Origin of the sequence: Mesorhizobium sp. M1E.F.Ca.ET.041.01.1.1 (assembly GCF_003997355.1) — a bacterium.
GTDB lineage: Bacteria > Pseudomonadota > Alphaproteobacteria > Rhizobiales > Rhizobiaceae > Mesorhizobium.
Genome location: NZ_RZSL01000042.1, coordinates 1 through 21,446 on the forward strand (window position 1 = coordinate 1; position 21,446 = coordinate 21,446).

Annotated in this window: 15 protein-coding genes and 1 pseudogene; 7 read left to right on the forward strand and 9 right to left on the reverse strand. The window is 62.0% G+C overall.

Annotated features, from left to right (window positions below; all coding sequences use genetic code 11):
- Together EOA38_RS06205 and EOA38_RS06210 are read left to right on the forward strand one after the other, a co-directional pair.
- Window positions 1-751, forward strand: a 751-nt coding sequence (locus EOA38_RS06205; protein WP_245480778.1) for a phospholipase D-like domain-containing protein, incomplete at its 5' end; no start/stop codon positions are given.
- Window positions 752-775: 24 nt separating this feature from the next.
- On the forward strand, window positions 776-1,576 hold the full coding sequence (locus tag EOA38_RS06210) for an endonuclease/exonuclease/phosphatase family protein (protein ID WP_126094382.1): 801 nt from the start codon (window positions 776-778) through the stop codon (window positions 1,574-1,576).
- Between the two features lie 5 nt (window positions 1,577-1,581).
- On the opposite strand, the gene EOA38_RS06215 is transcribed toward EOA38_RS06210, so the two are convergent.
- Window positions 1,582-2,022, reverse strand: a complete 441-nt coding sequence (locus EOA38_RS06215) for a cupin domain-containing protein (RefSeq protein ID WP_210212953.1) — start codon at window positions 2,020-2,022, stop codon at window positions 1,582-1,584.
- A gap of 160 nt (window positions 2,023-2,182) precedes the next feature.
- Here EOA38_RS06215 and EOA38_RS06220 point away from each other — a divergent pair, with 160 nt between their 5' ends.
- A complete protein-coding gene (locus EOA38_RS06220) occupies window positions 2,183-2,812 on the forward strand; it encodes a TetR/AcrR family transcriptional regulator (RefSeq protein ID WP_127298747.1) in 630 nt (209 codons plus the stop codon).
- Here EOA38_RS06220 and EOA38_RS06225 read toward each other — a convergent pair.
- The gene (locus tag EOA38_RS06225; RefSeq protein WP_126094385.1) at window positions 2,809-4,785 is read right to left on the reverse strand and encodes a BTAD domain-containing putative transcriptional regulator; all 1,977 of its coding nucleotides are present in this window, start codon (window positions 4,783-4,785) and stop codon (window positions 2,809-2,811) included. The two genes, EOA38_RS06220 and EOA38_RS06225, sit on opposite strands and share 4 nt — an antisense overlap.
- 315 nt (window positions 4,786-5,100) lie before the next feature.
- Between EOA38_RS06225 and EOA38_RS06230 the strand changes: the two genes are divergently transcribed.
- The 3 genes from EOA38_RS06230 to EOA38_RS06240 all read left to right on the forward strand — a co-directional run bounded on the left by EOA38_RS06230 (window position 5,101) and on the right by EOA38_RS06240 (window position 9,854).
- On the forward strand, window positions 5,101-7,803 hold the full coding sequence (locus tag EOA38_RS06230) for an MFS transporter (RefSeq protein WP_189434518.1): 2,703 nt from the start codon (window positions 5,101-5,103) through the stop codon (window positions 7,801-7,803).
- The gene (locus EOA38_RS06235; RefSeq protein WP_127298749.1) at window positions 7,800-8,804 is read left to right on the forward strand and encodes an ABC transporter substrate-binding protein; all 1,005 of its coding nucleotides are present in this window, start codon (window positions 7,800-7,802) and stop codon (window positions 8,802-8,804) included. Before EOA38_RS06230 ends, EOA38_RS06235 begins: the two co-directional genes overlap by 4 nt.
- Window positions 8,805-9,167: 363 nt before the next feature.
- Window positions 9,168-9,854: a DUF1194 domain-containing protein gene (locus EOA38_RS06240; protein WP_127298756.1), complete on the forward strand. Its 687-nt coding sequence runs from the start codon at window positions 9,168-9,170 to the stop codon at window positions 9,852-9,854.
- Window positions 9,855-9,932: 78 nt separating this feature from the next.
- On the opposite strand, the gene EOA38_RS06245 is transcribed toward EOA38_RS06240, so the two are convergent.
- From EOA38_RS06245 to EOA38_RS06265, 5 genes are all read right to left on the reverse strand, one after another.
- Entirely contained in the window at window positions 9,933-11,921 is a 1,989-nt protein-coding gene (locus EOA38_RS06245; protein WP_127298750.1) for a glycoside hydrolase family 127 protein, read from the reverse strand.
- A gap of 27 nt (window positions 11,922-11,948) precedes the next feature.
- A complete protein-coding gene (locus EOA38_RS06250; protein ID WP_127298751.1) occupies window positions 11,949-12,806 on the reverse strand; it encodes a carbohydrate ABC transporter permease in 858 nt (285 codons plus the stop codon).
- Window positions 12,806-13,726 carry a sugar ABC transporter permease gene (locus EOA38_RS06255; RefSeq protein WP_127298752.1) on the reverse strand — a complete coding sequence of 307 codons (921 nt, stop codon included), beginning with the start codon at window positions 13,724-13,726 and terminating at the stop codon, window positions 12,806-12,808. The genes EOA38_RS06250 and EOA38_RS06255 overlap by 1 nt, the downstream gene beginning before the upstream one ends.
- A gap of 428 nt (window positions 13,727-14,154) precedes the next feature.
- Window positions 14,155-15,402: a sugar ABC transporter substrate-binding protein gene (locus tag EOA38_RS06260; RefSeq protein ID WP_127298753.1), complete on the reverse strand. Its 1,248-nt coding sequence runs from the start codon at window positions 15,400-15,402 to the stop codon at window positions 14,155-14,157.
- 65 nt (window positions 15,403-15,467) lie between these two features.
- Window positions 15,468-16,520 carry a LacI family DNA-binding transcriptional regulator gene (locus EOA38_RS06265; protein WP_127298754.1) on the reverse strand — a complete coding sequence of 351 codons (1,053 nt, stop codon included), beginning with the start codon at window positions 16,518-16,520 and terminating at the stop codon, window positions 15,468-15,470.
- Window positions 16,521-16,958: 438 nt separating this feature from the next.
- Here EOA38_RS06265 and EOA38_RS06270 point away from each other — a divergent pair, with 438 nt between their 5' ends.
- A complete protein-coding gene (locus tag EOA38_RS06270; protein ID WP_210212954.1) occupies window positions 16,959-20,093 on the forward strand; it encodes a class I SAM-dependent DNA methyltransferase in 3,135 nt (1,044 codons plus the stop codon).
- A gap of 28 nt (window positions 20,094-20,121) precedes the next feature.
- Here EOA38_RS06270 and EOA38_RS06275 read toward each other — a convergent pair whose 3' ends face one another.
- Complete coding sequence (locus tag EOA38_RS06275) at window positions 20,122-21,015, reverse strand: HNH endonuclease (protein WP_127298755.1); 894 nt, start codon at window positions 21,013-21,015, stop codon at window positions 20,122-20,124.
- Window positions 21,016-21,183: 168 nt separating this feature from the next.
- A pseudogene (locus EOA38_RS06280) lies at window positions 21,184-21,446 on the reverse strand (class I SAM-dependent methyltransferase); the annotation flags it as partial.

A 21,446-nucleotide genomic window follows, 5' to 3' on the forward strand; every position in this document is an offset into this window, starting at 1 on the left:
CACGGGAGGCATGAACATCCGCAAGGGATTTTCGGCCGAATTCGCCGGCTCCGAGAGCTCCAGGGACACGCATTTCGAGGTCACCGGGCCGGTGGTGACCGACCTGTTCTCGGTGGCGGCCGAGGACTGGCGCTTCGCCGGCAACGAGGCGCTGAAGGGCGATGTCTGGCAAGTCGAACGAAACGCGCCGCCGCCCGGTCAGCCGATGTTGGTCCGGGCCGTGGCGACGGGGCCGGACGCCTCGAACGAAACCAACCACAAGCTGCTGATGGGGGCGTTTTCGGTCGCCCGCAAATCGATCCGCATCATGTCGCCCTATTTCCTGCCGGACCGTGAGCTGATCAGCGCGCTGACCACGGCCGGCCGGCGCGGCGTCGAGATCGACATCGTGGTGCCGGCGGTGAACAACCTTTTCCTCGTCGACCATGCCATGACGGCGCAGTTCGACCAGGTTCTGAAGAATTACTGCCGGGTCTGGCGCCACAACGGCCCGTTCGATCATTCGAAACTGATGGCTATCGACGGCGTGTGGGCCTATGTCGGCTCGTCCAATCTCGACGCCCGGTCGCTCAGGCTGAATTTCGAGATCGACATGGAGGTCCTGGATGCCAATTTCGCCGGAGAGATCGATGCCCGCATCGGCGCAGCGATCGCTGCCGCCCAACCGGTAACACTGCAGACGCTGATGGCCCGGCCGTTCGTCATTCGCGTTTTCGACCGATTGCTGTGGCTGGGATCGCCCTATCTATAGACGAGGAAGACGAGCAGCAGACATATGGACAGAAACCGACGCAGCCTTCCGGAGACCGTGCTCCTGTCGATCCGCGGCAGAAATGCACGCAAGGCAATGTCGACGCCCCGCAAGCGGGTGAACGGCGCCGAGATGGTGGTCGCCTCCTACAATGTTCACAAATGCATCGGCACCGACCGCAAATTCGACCCCGAGCGGACCGCGCGCGTGATCCGGGAAATCAGCCCCGATGTGATCGCATTGCAGGAGGCCGATAACCGCTTCGGCGACCGCGCCGGGTTGCTCGACCTTGCGCACCTCGAACTGGAAACAGGTCTGGTGCCGGTGCCGGTTCTCGGAAACGGCAAGGGCCATGGCTGGCGCGGCAACGTGCTTCTGTTCAAGCGCGGCACCGTGCGCGATGTGCACCAGATCAAGCTGCCCGGCCTGGAGCCGCGCGGGGCGCTGGTCGCCGAGATCGATCTCGACGAGAGCCGGACGCTGCGCGTCATCGCGGCCCATCTCGGGCTGTTGCGCCGCTCGCGCTCGGAACAGGCCCGCGTCGTGCTCGATATCATGAGCAGCGCGGATGAAAGGCCGACGCTTTTGCTCGGCGACCTGAACGAGTGGCGATTGGGCAACCGCTCGGCGCTCAACACGCTGCACACGACGTTCGGCCACACGCCTCCTGCCGTGCCTACCTTCCCGTCCGGCCTGCCGGTGCTGGCGCTCGACCGGATCATGGGCAACCGGAACGGCATGGTTTCGGCGGTGGAGGCGCATGACACGCCGCTGTCGCGGGTCGCCTCCGATCACCTGCCGCTGACGGCTTACGTGCATCTATAGCGAAGTCAGGCCCTGGCCGCAGCGTGGCTGGCGGTCGGCGCCATTGGCGGCCCGATGATTTCGGCCTCATAGCGAGCGCTCACACGCTTGAGAGCCTCGATGTCCGGCGGCGTTGCCGGCGGCAATCCTTCCGCCTCGGCCGGCCGTCCGCCGTCGATGAAAACGCCCTCCCCGCCACCCGGCGTCAGCAGCGTCAGCATCCGTACCGGCTTGTCGCCTTCGACCACAAAAGTGTGGGGAACGTTTCTCGGCAGGAACACGAATGAACCCGCAGTAGCCCGGAAGATGCGATCGCCGCATTTCATCGTCAATTCCCCTTCCATCACATAGAAGGACTCGTCCTCGCGGTGATGGACGTGCAACGGCGGCGAGAAACCCGGCGCGATCAGAGATTCCAGCAGGCCGAAGGCGCCTCCGGTGTCCTCGGCAAGAGCCTTTACGGTCATGCGGTTTCTCAGAAACCAGATTGCTTCCCCCTCACCCGGCCCCAGGAAACGAGCGTGATCGGCGGTATGGCTGGAGATTGTCATGAAAGCCCCTTTCAATGTGCTTGATGTCTATATTGCACTCTTGTGCAATTAATGCACTTCGGTATACTCAGCTTGCATGAATGTCAATCAGCACCCTCGCGCCGCACAGAAGCGACGCACCCGCAAGGCGATCGTCGACGCCGCGATCGCGCTGCTCGCCCGCGGCGAGACGCCGACCGTCAACGACGTGGCGGCCGCGGCCGACGTGTCGCGGCGGACCGTCTATCTCTACTTCCCGAGCTTCGATCAGCTGCTGCTCGACGCGACCGTCGGCGCGCTCGCCCAAGCGTCGGTCGATCGCGCCATCGAACAGGCGAGCGATGACAGCGGGGCCCGCGTGGAGCATCTGGTCCGCGCGCTGCACCACGTCAGTCCCGAAGTTGAAAAGCTCGGCCGCTCGCTGATCAAGCTCACGGTCGATGGAGAACCGCCAGCAGAGGGCGCGCCGCGCCGTGGCTACCGCCGGATCGAATGGATCGAGCAGGCTTTGTCGCCGTTGCGGGATCGGCTGGACCCGACGCGCTGGAACCAGCTCGTTGGGGCGCTTGCCATGGTGATCGGCTGGGAGGCGCTTATCGTCCAGCGCGATGTCTGCGGCCTCGGCGTCGCGGAGGGCGAAGCCCTATCGGTGTGGGCAGCAAACGCATTTGTGCGGGCCGCGCTTGAGGATGAGCGCAATGCCGGCGCTCCGGCATCGCGAAGTTAAGAGTTCGGAAGGCCGGCTCGCGCCAGCATTTCGAGAAACCGGGCGTGATGCTCATCCTTCACATAGCGCGGCATAAAACCGGGACAGACATTGCCCAGGTTGAGATGTGGAAGCTGCGACAGGCAATGATGGATGGCGCGTGAGGCTTCCTCATTGTTGCCGGTCGCCGAAGCAGCAGCCGCCCAGTAAAGGGCGCCGCGGACGAAACCCGGCTTTGTCCTGACCACCCTGCGGGCGACTTCGAGCGCCCGGCGGTCGTCGCCGCCGGCGAACAGCGCCACAGTCAGGCCATGATGGCGCCAGAAGTCAATGGCGTCGTGCGCGCCGAGCCGGATCGCTTCATTGGCCTCGCGCAGCGCCTCGCTCACCTGGCCGCGCAGGCCGTAGAGCTCGCCGAGATCGCCGTGGCCGCTCGGATAGCTCGGGTTGAGGCTGACCGCGTGACGGCATTCGACGATCGCCTCGTCGATCCGGCCGTCGCGCAAATAGGCAAAAGACAGGATGCAACGGGCGATTTCATCATCCGGCACGGCCCTTACCGCGTCTTCGGCAAGCCGGATCGCATTGTCGATGTGCTCGCGCTTGCCAGGCAGCGCACCAAATGCAAGTCCCATCGTGATCGCGATCGAGAGTGTCCGCTTTGCCCGAGCATTTTCGGGCGCAATCGACAGGGCCTTTTCGGCGAGTTCCTTCGACACCAGGAGCGAGTCCCGTGTCATCTCGAAGTACTTCATCAGAGCTTCATTCACCAACCTGCGCACTTCGGGGGTGCCCGGCGGGCTCTTGTCGCGGACCTTCCAATTGGTCAGTTGAAGTTCGAGGCTGACCGCCAGCACAACCGCCTGCGCGATCCTGTCCTGGAATTCGAGCGCGTCCTGCGAGTGGCCATCGAATTTCTGTGCCCAGATATTGTGGCCATCGGCGGCGTCGACCAACTGAACATTCACCCTCAGTTCGTCCCCGGACCTCTGGATGCTGCCGTTGAGCATGTAGCGGGCACGCGGGGCTGTCGTCGCCTTGGATTCCTCGCCGCCCTTCTCAAGCGGCGGGAGGCCGGAGAGCACGACGTAGTCGGCCACCTCGGAAAGCGCCGTGGTGATGTCATGGACCAGGCCCTTGGCGAAAAAATCGTCGCCGCGCTCGCCCGTCAGATTGACGAAGTCGGCGACGCTGATGGATGGACGCCCCAGGCGCTGACCGCCCGGAACACCGTTTGTCGATTGCTGGCTTGATGAAATATCGGCGACAGAAAGAGATTGCCAAAGCGCTCTCGTCTCCGGGCTGACGTCGACACCGAACTCGTTCTTCAACACGCTTCTGCAAGCTTCGAACGTTCGCTGGGCCTTGTCTCGCCGGCCGCACGCCACGAGCAGCTCCATCTTCAGGCGGTAGGACTCCTCTCGAGTCGGCTCCATGGCCAGAATTCGATCAGCCACGGCCAGTCCGCTTTCACCGTCCACGAGACGAGCGAGCTTTTCCAATGACTGAATCGCGCGGCTCAGCAGCCTTTCACGTTCCGATGCCGCCCAATCATCGAAAGCGTTGCTCCCGACATAAAAGCCATCGAGAAACGGCCCGGTGTAAAGCGCCAGGGCAGTTTCGAGATCCGGTGCAGAACGTGCCGACAGACCGGTTTCAAAATCCTCGACGTCAACCCGTACGGCGTCAGGCCTGAGGCCGATCAGGTCCTTGCGGGCGTGAAGGATATCCATGCCTGCTCGCGACAGATCCCGTCGCAGGACGCTGAGCGTTTGACGCAGACTGTTGCGCGAGTGTTCGCTGTCGCTGTCGCTCCACAAGAGATCAGCCAGCCGTTCCCTTGGCGCGGCCATGCTTGGGCAGCGGGCCAGATAAGCGAGGATCGCCGGGCCTCGTTTTCCGGTCAACCAAACCGGACCGCCAGCTTCCTTTTCAATCTGGAAACCGCCGAGGAGTGAGATTCTGCCGACAGCGCAGCTGTCCCAACTTGCCATTGCTTAGGGCCCCGAGCCTGACGGAATCCTAACTCAAAACTAACGCTTCGCAAACCGTAAGACCGCGCCTTCAAGCGCTGTCGTGACGGCAAATCAACTAGAGTGCTGCCACGGAGGCGTAGGGCGGTGACATGCAGCCGGCGCCGCTGATCGTTCGGCCAGATTTCGGGCGACTCCTGCTGCATATGAACAACTCGATTCTATCTCTAAATAGAATTGAAAATAATAAATTATAAGGCCAGACAGCAACCAATGACTCTACTTACGCGAATCTGGCTTTCCTTAACTATTGTCCTTACTATTGTCATTACCGTCTTGTCTGTTCTTGTAAAATTACAGAATGAAGCCGTCTATTCGCAGCTTTTGCGACAACGCCTTTCGGTCATCGCAGCGGCAACCGCCGCCCCTTTCAGGTCGGTCTCGGAGTTGGGTCTGCCGATCGCTACGATACGCAATGCAGAGGCCCTGCTGAACCGGGCCTCTCAGACAGACCCGGCCATCTCCAACATCGTGTTGCTCGATCTATCGGGCAAGGTCGTCTGGTCGGTGTCGGACGTGCCCATTCCATTCACCGCGCGGCAAATGGGGCGCGCCATGGAAGAGGGCTCAAATGGCATGTGGGATCTTGAGACGGCAGCCGCATTGGTCAGCGGCGCGAGCATACTGGACGAGAGCGGTGAACCGTCAGGTGCATTAGCAGTCATCTACCCGACGGAGGAATTGCGGACGCACAATAGCCTGATCAGTTCGCAGATCCGGATGTCGGCGGCAGCACTCCTGGCCGGATTCTCGGCACTGGCCTACTTTGCGCTGCGCTACCGGCTGCGCGCGACCGTTCAAACCCTCGACGATATCGCCAGCCACGCCGAAGATGACACCATAGTGGCGGGCCGCGATTTTGCCGATTTTCACACCGCACTTGTCGCCGGCACCGCAAAATACCGCATGGCACTGGCGAACCTTACGGCGCTGATGCCAGCCGACCGCGGAGGCATTCCACCGGCAGGCGTGCAGAGCGCTGACGTGATCTCGGTTCCTGACTGCCCCATGGCTATTGCAGTGTCGCGGAGGCTTACGCTGCTCATTGCGGCCCTGGTATTGGGGGTAACCGTGTCGCTCGGCGCCGTCGCCTACCGGAGCATAGATCAATCCTTCGCCCCCGAACTTGAAAGACGTACAAAGCTTATCGGCACCATAGCCAATGACGCCATCGCCCGCACGCTCCAGGCCGGCGTGTCGCTCGACATGATGGTTGGGGGACGGGATTTCTTCAGATCCCTGCTTCACGACTTTCCCGAAATCTCCTACTTCGCCCTTGTCACCAACCGCCCTATCCTGGAGGCGGGCGATCGGCCCCCGACGGCTACGACGCGTGAGACCGGGACCGTGGTGCCGATCGTCGTCGACGGCAAGGCGATCGCCAATCTCGTCGTCATCAAGAATGCCGGCTACCTGTCGCGCGAGTTCCGGGATGTGGTCCTCGACCTCCTGGTCGTGACTTTGGTCACAATTCTTTTGGCGGTCGAACTGGTCTCGGTCATGACCAACCACTCGCTGGCCGCACCGCTGAACCGCCTCGACTACATTCTGAAGCTGCAGGCGGCCGGTGATTTCTCCCGCAGCATACTGGCACACGGGATCAGCGCCGTCGATCGGCTGGGCCAAGCCCTTTCTTTGAGGGCGGAGCGGCTTGGCGCAATGATGGCGGCCGTTCGTGGACTGCCCGATGGCAACCGCGCCCTGCAATTGGAACCGGGTCTCATCATCCCGGCCGGCAGGCCGTTGATCATGAGGTTCTGCAGTCTCAGCGATGTGCGGCTTCCCCTGTTCCTGATCGCAGCGGCCGACTCCTTTTCGCTGTCGTTCTTTTCGCTTTATGTCCGCGACGCTGACAACCCGTTGACCTGGCTCAATCCAGGCATCGTCATCAGCTTGCCGCTGGCCGCCTATCTCATCGCCATCGTTGCCGGCTCACCCTATGCGCGACCGCTATCCAAGCGCTTTGGCCACCGCAATCTGTTCCTGTTTGCATCGATCCCAGCGGCTCTCGCCAACATTGGCTACTTTATTTCCAGCAATGTAGTGGAAATCATCTTTTTCAGTGTTCTCAGCGGCATTGGCTATGCCTTTGCTTCGCTCTCCTGCCAAGACTACGTCATCGACGCTGCCCCAAAGGAGCAACGCGGCCAGGCGCTCGGCCTGTTCCATGTGGCACTGTTCGGCGGCTTTTATGCCGGAACTGCATTGGGCGGCGTGATGGCCGACCGCCTGGGCGAGCGAAGCGTGTTCCTGGTCTGCGCAGCTTTGATCCTGACCTCGGCTGCCATGATCACCCAGATGCTGCCCGCAGCCAGCCAGGTTTCGGCGATGGCCAAAACGGGCGATCGCGCCAGCCTGGGGCAGTTGCTTGGAACGATGGCTGACGGGAAGTTCGCGACACTGCTGTTTGGCATTATCCTGCCCCAGACGATCCTCGATCAGGTCTTCATCTCGTACCTGCTGTCGCTGCAGATGAATGCGCTGGGCGCCTCCGCAGCCGATACCGGTCGTATGATGATGATCTATTTCCTCATGGTCATCCTGTCGGGGTCGCTTTACGGGCGGCTTCCGGCGGACAAGGTTCCGGCAGTGATCATCACCATAGCCGGAGCGCTGCTTGGCGGAGTGACGCTGCTCGCGGCGGCGGCGGTTACCACCAGCTGGACCATGGTAACTGCCGCAATCGGAACCGGTCTCGGCTACGGGCTGGTGACCGGGCCGCGGACGGCCACGGTGCTGGAATTGGCGGAAGGTCGGCTGGCCCATATCGGCTCGGAAAGACTCCTCGGCACGGTAAGGGTCATGGAGCGACTCGGCAGCGTGGCGGGCCTGATCGTCATTGCCGGCGTCGCAGGACGGTTTGGCTACTCCGCCGGAATGGGCCTCATCGCCGTTTTGGTCCTAGCCGGCGTTGGCACGTATTTTATCCACCACGTGGCGAGCCTCGGCTTGCCGATCATCGAGGGGAGGAAAGCATGAAATTCGCAAATCGCATGTTGATCGGGGCCGTTCTGGCTGCTTGCGTCGTTCTCCCGCCTCAGGCGGAAGCGGCGAAGAAGACTGTCGTGATGATCACCTGGCTGGGCTGCGAGGATGTCTGTAAAGGCGTGAAGGATTCGCTCGAGGAAAAGAAAGTCGATGTCAGCTTCGTCGTTGACGATGCGGCACAGGACAAGAGCAAGCTGCCCGGCTTCATCAAGGACGCACGCCAGCGCAAGGCCGACGTGGTGGTCACCTGGGGCACAAAGACCACGCTCGGCATGGTCGGCACGTTGAAGGATCAGCAGAATCCCGAATTTCTCAACGACATCCCGGTGGTGTTCACCGTCGTGGCCGACCCGGTCGGGGCGGGCATCATCGAGAGCTACGACAAAACAGGCCGCGCCAATGTGACCGGCACCCGAAACAGGGTCCCCGAAAGCGTCAACATCAAGAGCATCAAGCGCTACCTGCCGAGTTTCGACCATCTGGGTCTCCTGTTCGATCGCAGCGAGCCCAACTCCGTGAAGAAGATGGAGGAACTGACGGCATTGTCGCAGAAAATGAAGTTCGCTTTCGATGCCTTGCCGCTCCCGGCACTTCCAGACGGCTCACCGGATCCAGCCAAGCTTCCGGGCGCCGCCGCCCAGTTGAAACAAGCCGGCGTGCAGTTCGTCTATCTGGGGTCGAGCACGTTCCTGGAGAAGAACGCCGACGCCTTCACCAATGCTGCCGTGGCTAACGGCCTGCCAGTTCTCAGCCCCTACGAGCATCTGGTCGGCGAGTCCCAAGCGCTGATGTCGGTGGCCGCCCGCGACTACGACGTCGGCAAGCTTGCGGGAGACCAAGTGGCCAAGATCCTGATGGAGAACGCCAAGCCCGGCGACATGCCGGTCGTAGCTATCGACAAGTTTGCCTATCTGGTGAACATGAAGGTTGCCAGGAAGCTCAACCTGCTCCCGCCGGTTGAGTTCCTGCAATTTGTAGAGAAGGTGGAGTAGCTTTGGAGGAACTGCCCGCCTCCTTCTCCAGATTCTAACTCAAAACTAACGCTGTGGAACCTCCGGGGCCCCGCCTCCAAGCGCGGCCGTGACGATACATCAATTAGGCTTCGCTGAATTAGGGATGACTGAAACCTGCCACAGGTTTCCGGTCCGGGGGTGCGGCGGATGTCGAAGCTCACAGCCAACTTGCTCCTGCTTGCGGACGCAGCCTTCTGTCGCGCACAGGCGCGCGGCGGATTTCCTGCGTCGCCGGACCGGCAAGCCGGAAAGCGTGCCCATTCCTTGCTGAGACTGGCGACGCTCGCCGCCGCGGCGTTTTGGGCGCCGGCCACGCAGGCCGCCAACGTCGATAGCGCGAAGATGAACGTCGACGTCGCCGTGGTCTTCGCCGTCGACTTCTCCTCCTCGATCGATCCCAAGATCGCCGACCTGCAGCGCGAGGGGCATGCCGCGGCGCTCACCTCGCCCGAGATCATCAGCGCCATCTCCCAGAATTACATCGGCTGCATCGGCGTGGCCTATTTCGAATGGTCGAGCCCCGGCTACTCGCGCACCGTGCTGCCTTGGACGCGCATCTGCGGCCTGGAAGACGCCAAGGCAGCAGCGTCGGTGATCAGAGGAAAAGGCGATACCGGCTACCTCCGTCGAGGCCGGGGCGGGACTTCGGTTTCGGCGGCAATCGACGTCGGAAGCCTTCTACTCGGGGAGTTTCCCGGAAATGCCATGAAGAAGGTGATCGATATCTCCTCCAACGGCGAGAACAATGACGGGCTGCCCGTCCAGCCGAGCCGGGAAAACGCCATCGCCAGGGGATACACGATCAACGCGATCGCCATTCCGGCGGACGACGAGGATTCCGCCCAACCGCTGGCATCCTACTTTGCGCGATCCGTCATCGGAGGCTCACAAGCTTTCGTGATATCACCGAAGGGAGCGCACGACTACGTCACGGCCCTTCGGCGCAAGCTGGTGACCGAAGTCAGCATGAATGTCGGCACAAATGTCCCGGCAACCGACGCAGCGGCCATCGTCACTGACATTCAATAGGCTTGCACGGCCTTCCCTGATGAGGACTTGCCGGCGGCGTTTGCATTTACGCCCGACGCAAACCGCCGCCGCCGGCCCTCAGCCCTCCCTCAGCCAGACCAGCATCTCGCCGGGATCGCGATTGTCCCAGGCGAAATACGGCACGGCCTTGAGCTTCGTCTCTTCGGTCGCCGGCGGCTCGGCGCGGTAGAGATCGCCGCCCCAGTCGTCCGCCCCTGCCCGGCTGCCGATCGCCGAGAGGGTGACGATGCCGCCGAGCAGGTTCGGCTCGGCATGCGCCTCGAGCCTGGCCTCGCGCGGCAGGGCGATGCGATGCAGCCCGCCGCCATTGTCGGTTTCCTCGACGCAGTAGATCAGCGGGCCGCGCGCCAGCGCCACGCGGCCGATGTCTTGCCGCACGTGTGGATTGGCAAAGAGGCGCGCCATCGACATTTCGAGGTCGAGCTCGACCCTGTCGCCCCGGCGCCATTCGCGCCGGACCGCGGCGTAGCCGTCGCTCGTCGCCGTATCGAGATCGACCAACTTGCCATTCACCTGCAGCGCAGCCTTGCGGCACCAGGCGGGCACGCGCAGGTAAAGCGTGAACTCGACCGGCGTCTCGGCCTCGATCTCGATCGCGACCGCGCCGTCCCAGGGATAGTTGCTGGTCTGGACGAGGCTGACCGGCCGGCCGGCGATCTCGAAGCGCGCCGTCGAGTCGCCATAGAGGTGCACGGCCAGAGCATCATCGGCGAGGCCGTAGAAATAGCTGCCGATGGAGGCCACCATGCGGCCGATATTGGGCGGGCAGCACGGGCAGCGGTGCCACTTCCAGCGGTGGTGGCCGCCCCGGCTTTCCAGCGGGTTCTCGTAGAAGAACAGCGAACCGTCGAGCGACAGGCCCGAGATCGAGCCGTTGTACAGCGCGCGCTCCATCATGTCGGCGTAGCTGGCGTTCGGCCCCATGCCGAGCATGCGGCTCGCCCAGAACACCAGGCCGACCGAGGCGCAGGTCTCGGCATAGGCGGTCTCGTTGGGCAGGTCGTAGTCGCTGGTGAAGCCTTCATTGTGCGCTGATGGCCCGAGGCCGCCGGTGACATAGAGGCTCTTGGTCGTCAAATCGTCCCACAGCCTGTCGAGTGCCGCGCGCAAGCTGTCGTCGCCATATTCGGTCGCAATGTCGGCCATGCCGGAGAAGAGGTACATCGCCCTGACCGCGTGGCCGACGACCTTATCCTGCTCGCGCACCGGCTTGTGCGACTGATTGTATTCGTAGGTCTTGAAATGATAGGCCTTCGGGTCGGCGCCGCGGGCGCGCGCCTCCTCGTCGAAATAATGCGGCTGCTGGCCACGCTGGTCGATGAAATATTTGGCGAGCTCCATGTATTTCTTCTCGCCCGTCGCTCGCGCCAGCTTGACCAGCGCCAGCTCGATCTCCTCATGGCCGCAGTAGCCCTTCCTTTTGCCGGGTTCCGGGCCGAACATCGAGGCGATGTGGTCGGCATAGCGGCACATGATGTCGAGCAGCTTGCGCTTTCCCGTCGCCTGGTAGTAGGCGACGGCGCCCTCGATCAGATGGCCGGCGCAATAGAGCTCGTGGCAGTCGCGCAGGTTGGTCCAGCGCAGGCCGGGCTGGATGCGCTGGTACCAGCTCGATAGATAGCCGTCCGGCTGCTGCAGCTTGCCGTACATGTCGATGACGGCATCGATCTTCTTTTCCAATTCCGGATTGCGGCGACGGTAGAGCGAATAGGCCGCGGTCTCGATAGTCTTGCCCCAGTCGGAATCCCAGAACATCTGCGTCGTCACCGTCGATCCGGTGAACTCGGCGCCCTGGGCGCCCGCCTCATCCGGCGACGGCGAATGGAACGGAATGACGACGCCCGGCGACGGCCGGTCCGGATCGATCTGCTCCAGCATGCGAGCCTCGACGCAGCGGTCGTAGAGGATGCCGGCGGTCTTGGCGGCCACCGCATCGACACGATCGCCCCAGAAGCCGCGGACATCGACCTGCGGCACCGGCAACGGCCGGAAGGCGAGCTTCGGCTTGGCAGTGTCGGTTGCGGCGGCGTGCTGCGATGCGGTCATAACGTCACTCCATTCGAATGCGGCAAATCATTTGACGGCCCCGGCCATCAGGCCGCGGATGTAGAAGCGCTGCAGCGCCAGGAACAGGATCAGGCAGGGCACCATCATCACCGTGACACCCGCCTGCACCGCGCCCCAGTCGATGGCGCCGAAGCGGCCGGACTGGAGCGCGGTCATCATCACTGGCAGGGTGAATTTGGACTGGTCGGTCATCAGCACGAGTGCGGCCAGGAACTCGTTCCAGGCGCCGAGGAAGGCGAAGAGCGCGATGGTGACGACGCCCGGCCAGACCAGCGGCAGCATCACCTTGACCAGCATGGTGACGTTGTTGGCGCCATCCATGCGCGCGGCCTCCTCGATCTCGCGCGGCACGGCGTCGAAGGCGTTGCGCATCATGAAGATCGAGAACGGCAACTGCAGCGTGACGTAGACGCAGACGAGCCCCGTCAGCGTGTTGTGGAGGCCCAGTCTGGTCAGCACCAGGAAGATCGGCGTCAGGATCGACTGGAACGGGATCATGATCGTCGACAGGATGAGGACGAAGAAGAAATCCCGGAACGGGAAGCGGAAACGCGAGAAGCCGTAGCCGGCGAGCACGCTGACCAGCACCGAGAGCAACACCGTCATTGCCGAGACATAGATACTGTTCTGCGCCGAGGCCCAGAGCCCGTCGCCGAAGCTGTTCAGCGTCTGATAATTCTCGATCGAGAAGCCAGTGGTCGGCCAGGGCGGCAGCGGCGGCTGGCGCGCCTCCTGCGCCGGCTTGAAGGTCGACAGCACGGTCCAGACGATCGGCGCCAGGAACAGCACCGAGGCGATGATGCCGGTGGAATGCCTGGCGAGGTTGAAGGCCGCCTTGCGGTTCTGTGACATCGCCTCGGCCATCAGTCGAGCCCCTCGGGCTTGCGCAGCAGCCAGAGCTGGATGAGGCTGAGCGCCACCAGGATGACCAGCAGCACCATCGAGAGCGCGGCGCCGTAGCCCAGCTTGAACGACACGAAGGACTGGTTGAAGATCCAGTACACGGCCGTCAGCGTCTGGTTGCGCGGGCCGCCGCGCAGGATGATGTAGAACTGGTCGAAAGCGAGGATCGAGCCGGCGACCGACAGGATCAGCGCCAGCGCCAGCGTGCGGCGCATCAGCGGCAAGGTGATCGCCCTGAACCTCGCGAACGGCCCTGCCCCGTCGATGACGGCGGCCTCCTGCAGGTCCTGCGGGATCGACTGCAGCCCAGTCATCAGGATGATCATGGTGAAGCCGGCGACCTTCCAGACCACCATGGCGATGATCGACCAGAAGGCCGGCTGGAAGGTGGCGAGAAGATTGACCTTCTTCTCGGTCAGGCCGAGGTCGAAGGCGGCCGGGCTGAACAGGCCGGAATCGACATTCAAGAGCCATGACCAGAGCAGGCTCGCCGATGCGAATCCCACCACCGCCGGCATGAAGAAGGCGGTGCGGTAGAGATTGGTGAGCGGACGCGGCCGCTCGATGAAGATCGCCAGCGGAAAGGCGACGGCGAAGATCGCGATGGTGACGACCACCGTGTAGTAGAAGGTGAATTCGAGCGCGTTCCAGAAGCGGGTGTCGCGCAGGATCGCAAAGTAATTGTCGAGGCCGATGAAGGCATGCTCGCCCATTAGCGGCCAGTTGTGCAGCGACATCCACGCCGTCATGCCGAGCGGGATGACGAAGAAGATGGTGACGAGGGCCACCGCCGGCAGGACATAGAGCATGCCCATCCATTGCCGGCGGCTGACGCCGGCGCGCGTCCGGGCGAGAGCGGAGGTGGCGGTGATGGCGGTCATGGTTTCGCTCCGCCTTCTCCCCTTGTGGGGTCCGAAGGACGGGGCGAGACCCGTGGCTCGCCCCCGGGCGGTGGATCGGCGCGCAGCGCCGAGACGGATGAGGGGTGTTCCAGCGGAGTGAGACGCTGGCTTTCCCTGGAGCACCTCTCATCCGTCGCCTTCGGCGACACCTTCTCCCACGAGGGGAGAAGGGGAGCGCGAACCTCGCGATGCTCCGAACCGGCAATGCAAGTGAGCTTTCTCAACGCAATAGTCCTGTCATTCAGCGCGGCGTCCCCCTCCTCCTTGAGGGGACGGTCCGGCCGCAGGCCGGGGGTGGGGTCCTCCGTGAAGCGCGCCGACGGGGAGATAGCGTCGAGCACTTTGCGGGCGACCCCACCCGGACCTGCGGTCCGACCTCCCCTCGAGGGGGAGGTTAGGGCCGGCGCCTACTTCTGCGGCGCCTGGTCGATGATCGACTGCATGGTCTCCTGCGCGTTCGAAATTGCGCCGTCGACATCGTCGCCGAAGAACACCTCGTTGACCATCTGCGTCCACGGGCCGTTGGCGGAGTTGATCAGGTCGTTGAACACCACCGTATAGGGCGTGCGGCCCTTGGCCATCGCCTCGGCCGCCACCTGGTAGCGCGGATCGAGGTCCTTCAGCGCGTCCTTGGCGATGTCGCCGCGCACCGGCAGGCTGCCGTATTTGGCGAGGATGGTCTGGCCTTCCAGCGAATAGGCGAAGTCCAAAAACTCCTTCACCACGGCGATCTTCTTGGTGCCCTTGGTGACGACGAAATTGTCGCCGCCGGCGAAGGACGACCAGCCGCCATCCTTGCCCGGCAGGAAGGTGATGCCGTAGTCGACGTCGGGATATTGGGTGTTGAGCGCGCCGATGGCGAAGGCGCCGGACGGCGAGAGGCCGATCTTGCCTCCGGCGAAGGCGGCGAAGAAGTTGGCGCCGGTGTCGGTCTGCGCGCCTTCGGGCACCAGACCCTTCTTCACCATCGAGCGGTAGAGGTCGATGGCGCCGCGCAGCTGCGGGCTGTCGAGCGTCGCCTTCGAGCCATCCTCGGAGAGGATGTCGCCGCCCGAGGCCCAGATCAGCGGCGTGAAGGTGAAGATGTTGCAGCCGCCGCAATTGCCGGAGAAATAGAAGCCCTTGATGTCGCCGCCGAGCGCGTTGACCTTCTCGGCGTCGGCCTCGATCTCGGCCCAGTTGGCCGGCCCCTTCTCGGGATCGAGCCCCGCCTGCTTGAACAGCTTCTTGTTCCAGATCAGCACCGAGCTATCGGCCGAAAACGGCAGGCCGTAGATGCGGCCCTTGTAGGTGCCGGTCTTCACATGCGCCGGCGAGAGGCTCGCAAAATAGGGCAAGGATTTCGCCCAGTCGGTGATGTCCTCGAGCTGGCCGGCGGCGGAGAAGGACGGCGTGTAGATCAGGTCGAGCGACAGCGCATCGGGCGCGGTGCCGCCGGCGGCGGCGGCGCCGTATTTCGGGATGATCTCGGCGTTCGGGATGATGTCGAGCTTGATCTGGTCCTTATGCGCCTTGTTGAAGGCGTCGACGATGCGCGGCATGAAGTTCGAGCCGTCGGCGCGCACCCAGATGTTGGCGGTCTCGGCGGACGCCGCCTGCAGGCCGCCGCCGATCACGGCAGCGGCCAAGGCCAGCTTGGCAATCAAGGTCTTCACTTTATTCCTCCTCATGGTTCTCCTCCCGGTTTGGCCGTTGCGTGGCGGCCGTTTCGTTCGATGCCTCAACCGCCCGGCGGACGGCCGCATGACTGACGCACCACCAGCCGGCACGGCAGTTTCCTGATGCCCGGCGTGGCCGGCTGGCCGCCCACGAGCGAAAGCAGAGCGAGCCCGGCCTCGCGGCCGAGCGTCGAAAGATTCATGTCGACCGAGGTGAGCGGCGGGCGCGTCGCCTCGGCCACGATCTCCCAATTGTCGAAGCCGATGACGCCGACATCGTCGGGCACGCGAATGCCGCGCTCGCGCAGCGCGTCGATGACGCCGCGCGCGATCTGGTCGTTGCCGCAGAAGACGGCGTCCGGCGAGCCTTCCCTGCCCGCCTTGCCGAACAGTTTCGCCACCGCCTCGTGGCCCCAGCCTTCCGACCAGGCACCCAGCAGCGGCTTGGCTGTCGGCAAGCCGTGCTCCTCCAGCACATCGCGGTAAGCGTCGGCCCGCGTGTGCACCACCGCGAAGCTCTCCGGGCCGCTGACATGGGCGATGCGGCGCCGCCCGAGCCGCAAAAAGTGCTCGACCGCCAGCCGCGCGCCGCCGGCATCGTCGGAGACAAGGCCGACCGCGCCGGGATCGGGCTGGGTGAAGGCATAGACGACGGGCACGCGCAGATTGGAGAGGTCGACCGGCAGGTGGCGGTCGATGCGTTTTCCCGTGGCGATGATGCCGTCGACGCGCTTGTCGAGCATGGCCTCGACATGCAACTGGCCGAGCCGCGTGTCGTCCTCGACATTGCACAGGAACACCGACACGCCATTGTCGACCAGCGCATCCGAAACGCCCGCCATCAGCGGCAGCGAGAAGCGGCCATAAGTATCGTTGGTGAGCAGGCCGACGGTAAAGCTCCGCTTACGAAGTAGGCTCTGCGCCAGGCTGTTCGGCCGGAAACCGAGCCGCCGCGCCGTCTCGCGGATGCGCTCGCGCGTCTCGGCGGTCATGCGCCCCTGCCCGTTCAGCGCCTTGGACGCCGTCGCCACGCTGACGCCGGCCACGGCCGCCACCTCGCGCAGGGTGACCGGCGGCTTGGCGGAAACTGGCGCTGGCTCGGCGTCGGAAGACATGGTCGCGGCGAATTCCCTGAGTTGGGAAAAGGTTTTCTCTTACCGCCTGCGCGAAGATGACGGGTGAGATCAGCGGGCGCGGGGCGATTTGGGAAAAGGTTTTCTCAGAGGGAGATTAGATTGAAGATCGGCGTGAAGGCAAGGATTTTTTCGTGAAACCGACGACGTGATGAAGAGGCCTACGCTGTGAAAGCAGCACCCCCAAGCGAGTTTCAGGCCTATGCGCAGAGGGTGTCCGTTCCTGCACAAAACTGGGAAGTGTAAGTGCAGTCAGTAGCAACGCTACCTCCATGAAAGGTGGATATCCCATCTAATAGGCAAGTTAAATCGAGGTACGATTTACCCTGTTTTTCAGCCCTCAGTTGACTTCCTGGATAATAGACTGAATTGTTATGATGCCATCCGGGGTATAGATGGTGGGCCGAGGGGAGTAGCGTTGTGAGTTCGAGTGCCGGTGCGCTCGCACCTGTGATGACGCCGGTTGCGTTCATCAATAAGGGGAAAAAAGCCTCACTGACTGAGCGCCAAGCAGCTCAGGAACATTTCATCGATCTTTGCGCTCTCTTTGGCCATCCAACGCCGACTGAGGAAGATCCCAAAGGTCATTTCTTCGCATTCGAGAAAGGCGCGAACAAAGTGGCAGGTGGACGCGGCTTTGCCGACGTCTGGAAAAGAGGCCACTTTGCTTGGGAGTATAAGCGAAAGAACGGCAATCTCGATGACGCCCTTCTTCAACTTGTCCGCTACGCACCAGCTCTGCAAAGTCCGCCGCTACAAGTCGTCTGCGACATCGAGCGTTTCCGGATCCACACTGCATGGACGAATACGGTCCCAGTGACTTACGAGATCACGCTTGACGATCTGGCCGAGCCGGCTCCGCGCGAAATCCTGCGCAATGTCTTCTACGACCCCGAGAAACTGAAACCGACCAAGACGCGCGCCGCCGTGACGGCCGAGGCCGCAGACAAGTTCTCCACAATAGCGCTACGTCTGCAGGGGCGGGGCACGCCCGATGAAATTGCCCATTTCGTCAATCAGCTCGTGTTCTGCTTCTTCGCCCAAAGCGTGAAGCTGCTACCGGACGGATTATTCACGAAGCTACTACGGCGCTCCGCCGAGAACCCGGAGAGAGCAAGGGGTTATCTCGGCAAATTATTTGAGGCGATGGAAGGCGGTGGCGAGTTTGACCTCACCGAAATCGCCTGGTTCAACGGTGGTCTTTTCGATGGCCGCCGCGCTCTGCCACTCAACGACGGCGACATCGGGCTGTTGATTGCCGCCGACAGCCTCGACTGGAGTCTAATCGACCCGACAATTTTCGGAACACTGTTCGAGCGATTCCTCGACCCAGACAAGAGAGCGCAGATCGGAGCGCACTACACTGATCCAGATAAAATCATGAAGCTTGTTGACCCCGTAATTCTGAGGCCGCTTCGAGCAGAATGGGAGGTCGCCAAACAGCATATCGTCGCGTTATTGAACGGCGAAAACACGCCACCGATGCGCAAGAAACCGCACCGACGCATGACTCGAAAGGAAGCTGCGGAGGAAGTCCGCTCCCAATTCCTGGAACGACTTCGCAATCTGCGCATCCTCGATCCTGCATGCGGATCAGGGAATTTTCTCTATCTCGCCCTCCAGGGTGTCAAGGATATTGAAAACAGAGCCAATCTCGAGTGCGAGATACTCGGTCTCAGTCCGCAACTGCCGCTCGTCGGCCCAGAAATTCTTCGCGGAATCGAGATTAATACTCCGGCGGCAGAGCTTGCCCGAACTACAATCTGGATAGGCGATATCCAGTGGCAACTTCGCAACGGCATTCGTTCGAAATCTATTCCCATCCTGCGTAAGCTCAAAGCAATCGAGAAAGGTGATGCGCTCGTCACGACAGTCAATGACGAGACGAGAGAGGATAACAATCTAGAGGCTATGGCGGCCCGTCCGAAGTTTATCGCGACCGAATGGCCTGAGGCTGAATTTATCGTCGGCAACCCTCCATTCCTCGGCATACGGCTGATGCGCGAGGGTTTGGGTGACGAAATCGTGGATCGACTATTCGACGTTTATGATGGCCAAGTTTCCCGAGAAGCCGACCTTGTCTGTTATTGGTTTGACAAAGCGCGCGCTGCTCTGAAATCCGGACGCTCACAACGCGTCGGGCTAGTCGCCACCAACTCGATCCGTGGGGGTGCCAACCGAAAGGTCCTCGACCGGATCGCGGCCGAGAGCCGCATTTTTGAAGCCTGGAGTGATGAGCCGTGGATTGTCGACGGAGCGGCCGTTCGCGTGTCGCTCATATGCTTCGGCCAAGGTGAGGACCGGCTGCGGCTCGATGGCAACGATGTGCCGGAGATCAATCCAGATCTTACAGCCAGCGTCGCGAACCTCACGCGAGCTCGTCGGCTCGCCGAGAACCTCAACGTTGCATTCATGGGCGACACCAAGGGTGGTGCCTTTGATGTTCCGGGAACGCTTGCACGTGAATGGCTGCGGCTTCCTGTCAACCCCAACGGCAGGCCCAATTCCGATGTGTTGCGCCCTTGGCGCAACGGAATGGATATGACTCGTCGCGCGCGGGACATGTGGATTATCGATTTTGGGTGGGAGTTGTTAGAACAAGAAGCCTCCCTATACGAAGCTCCCTTCGAGTACGTGAAAGAGCATGTGTTTCCAGAAAGGGCCCAAAATCGACGAGATGCGTATCGCGAGCGCTGGTGGCGCCATGTTGAGCCTCGCCCTGCAATGTGGACTGCCCTTGCGAAGACACAGAGATACATAGCGACACCAACAGTTGCCAAACATCGCCTTTTCGTTCGACTGTCCCAGAAGATATGCCCTGATCACCAACTCATTGTGATTGCCCGCGACGATGATTTAACGTTTGGAGTGCTCCACTCGCGCTTTCACGAAGCATGGTCTTTGCGATTAGGAACTTGGCTCGGAGTTGGTAATGATCCTCGCTATACGCCCACAACCACGTTCGAAACCTTTCCATTCCCAGACGGCTTAACGCCGAACGTTCCCGCTAGACTCAACGCAAACGACCCTCGAGCAAGGGCTATTGCTGAAGCTGCTAGCCAGCTCGATCATCTCCGCAATGCTTGGCTCAATCCGGCCGATCTTGTCCATATAGAGTCTGAGGTCGTAGTCGGCTATCCAGATCAAGTTTCGCCTAACGATGCGGTCGCGGCAGCTACCCTTTCTGAACGGACTTTGACCAATCTCTACAACCAACGCCCGCAATGGCTTGTGGACGCACACCGCGAACTCGATACTGCTGTCGCCGCCGCCTATGGCTGGCCAGCCGACATTTCGGAAGAAGATGCTTTGGCAAGGCTGTTTGAGCTCAATCTGTCGCGTGCCGCGGCCGATACTGCATCCGGCTCTATGCGATCTGCAAAGAAGACGCGACGCAAAACTCCCGAGCAGCTACGCGAACAACCGCAATTGCTATTGCCGATTCCGGGTAAGAAACAAAAACAGCAGCAGCTCCCTCTCGCCGGCCTTGAAAAGGCAGCGGAACTACCTGCGACAGTGATAGCCCACCCCGACAAAGGACGCCGTGCCAGTTGATAGACGGCCCTCCACAAGACACGACGCTTCACTGCTTAAAGCAATGCTCCCGGTGCCACTCCAAGAACCGAGGGTGCGGGCGTTCAGACGGTCGGCTCGGTGCAAGCGCGCGGCGTGTTTTGTTGATGAATCCGTGCACGCTGTCGAGGTCGTTGACCTGCCGCGAGATCAGGATTTCCAGATCGTCGGATAGGCTGATCAATCCGCGATCGAACATCCAATGCGCTGTGCCGGAGAGAGCAATCCCATTGTTGATGATATCGGGTCCGTTCGCTTCGACCGGTCGAATATGAGCGGCAGAAACTTCGGCTCGGCCGCCGCCATTTATCAACTTCAGACCCGTGATCGCGCAGCGCTCGTCATAGGCGCGCAGGACGATGCGGCGGAAAATGCGGTCCCGCATGATCCGAGACCCAAGATAGCTCACGCGGTCGCGGGGCTGCTCGAACTCGAATGGCACCTGCTCTTCCTCAAAGCCGGCACCAACCTCATCAACGCGCGGCAGCAGCAATTCATTCGTGTCTAGCCCCAGATCGACAATGCGATTGAAGTCGGCAGGGCTGATCGGGCGCACGGCCGATTGGGCTCGACCAGAAATACGCCCCTCGTCATTGAGCAAACCTCGTTCAACGAGACCATGAATCCCGTTAAATGGAACGGGATTGGCGAAATCGAGATAGGTTCCGTCCTCGATCAGAGCGAGATACATGTCGGTCGTCGCGGGATCAGGAATGACCTGTTGGACTTTGGCTACGGCGTAGTAGCCACGGGTCTCATTTACCTTGCTGGGTTCGTAGTAAATGATCCAGTCGCCGACGCATGCTTCGACGCGGCTGAGATACGGTCGGGGAAATTGGTATTGCTCTGCGGGGCGGTCGTTGTATCGCGAATCCGAGCGGTGAATGAAAACCCCGAATGCCATGATCTTCTGCAATGCGTTGCTTGGAAGTATGTCCGAGCTGATACAGCCCGATATTCGGAGCTTAGTCTAGCTGGGAGAAGCTTTTCCCCCGCCGGTCAGTTCGCGGAGCTGAGAGCCATCGCGCATGAGGGTCCCCTGCCCGGCTCCACCTCGGCGGACGCGACTGTCCTACCGCTTCCTAAAAAACCCCGACAGAATATTCGGCCCCACCTCCCCGGGCCGCAGCCTGATGCCGTCCTCGAAGCCGTTCAGCATCACGCAGTCGAAGCCGTTGTGTGCGAGCAGTGCCACCAGCGAGTCGCGGTCGAAGTGGTGCAAGTGCTCGTTGGGGAGGCGCATGCGCCACGTGCGGAACCAGGCGTCGCCGGCGGCGCCGAGCTCACGCCAGCGGCAATAGGTCGGCACCGCCAAGCGGCAAATCAGGCCGGGAG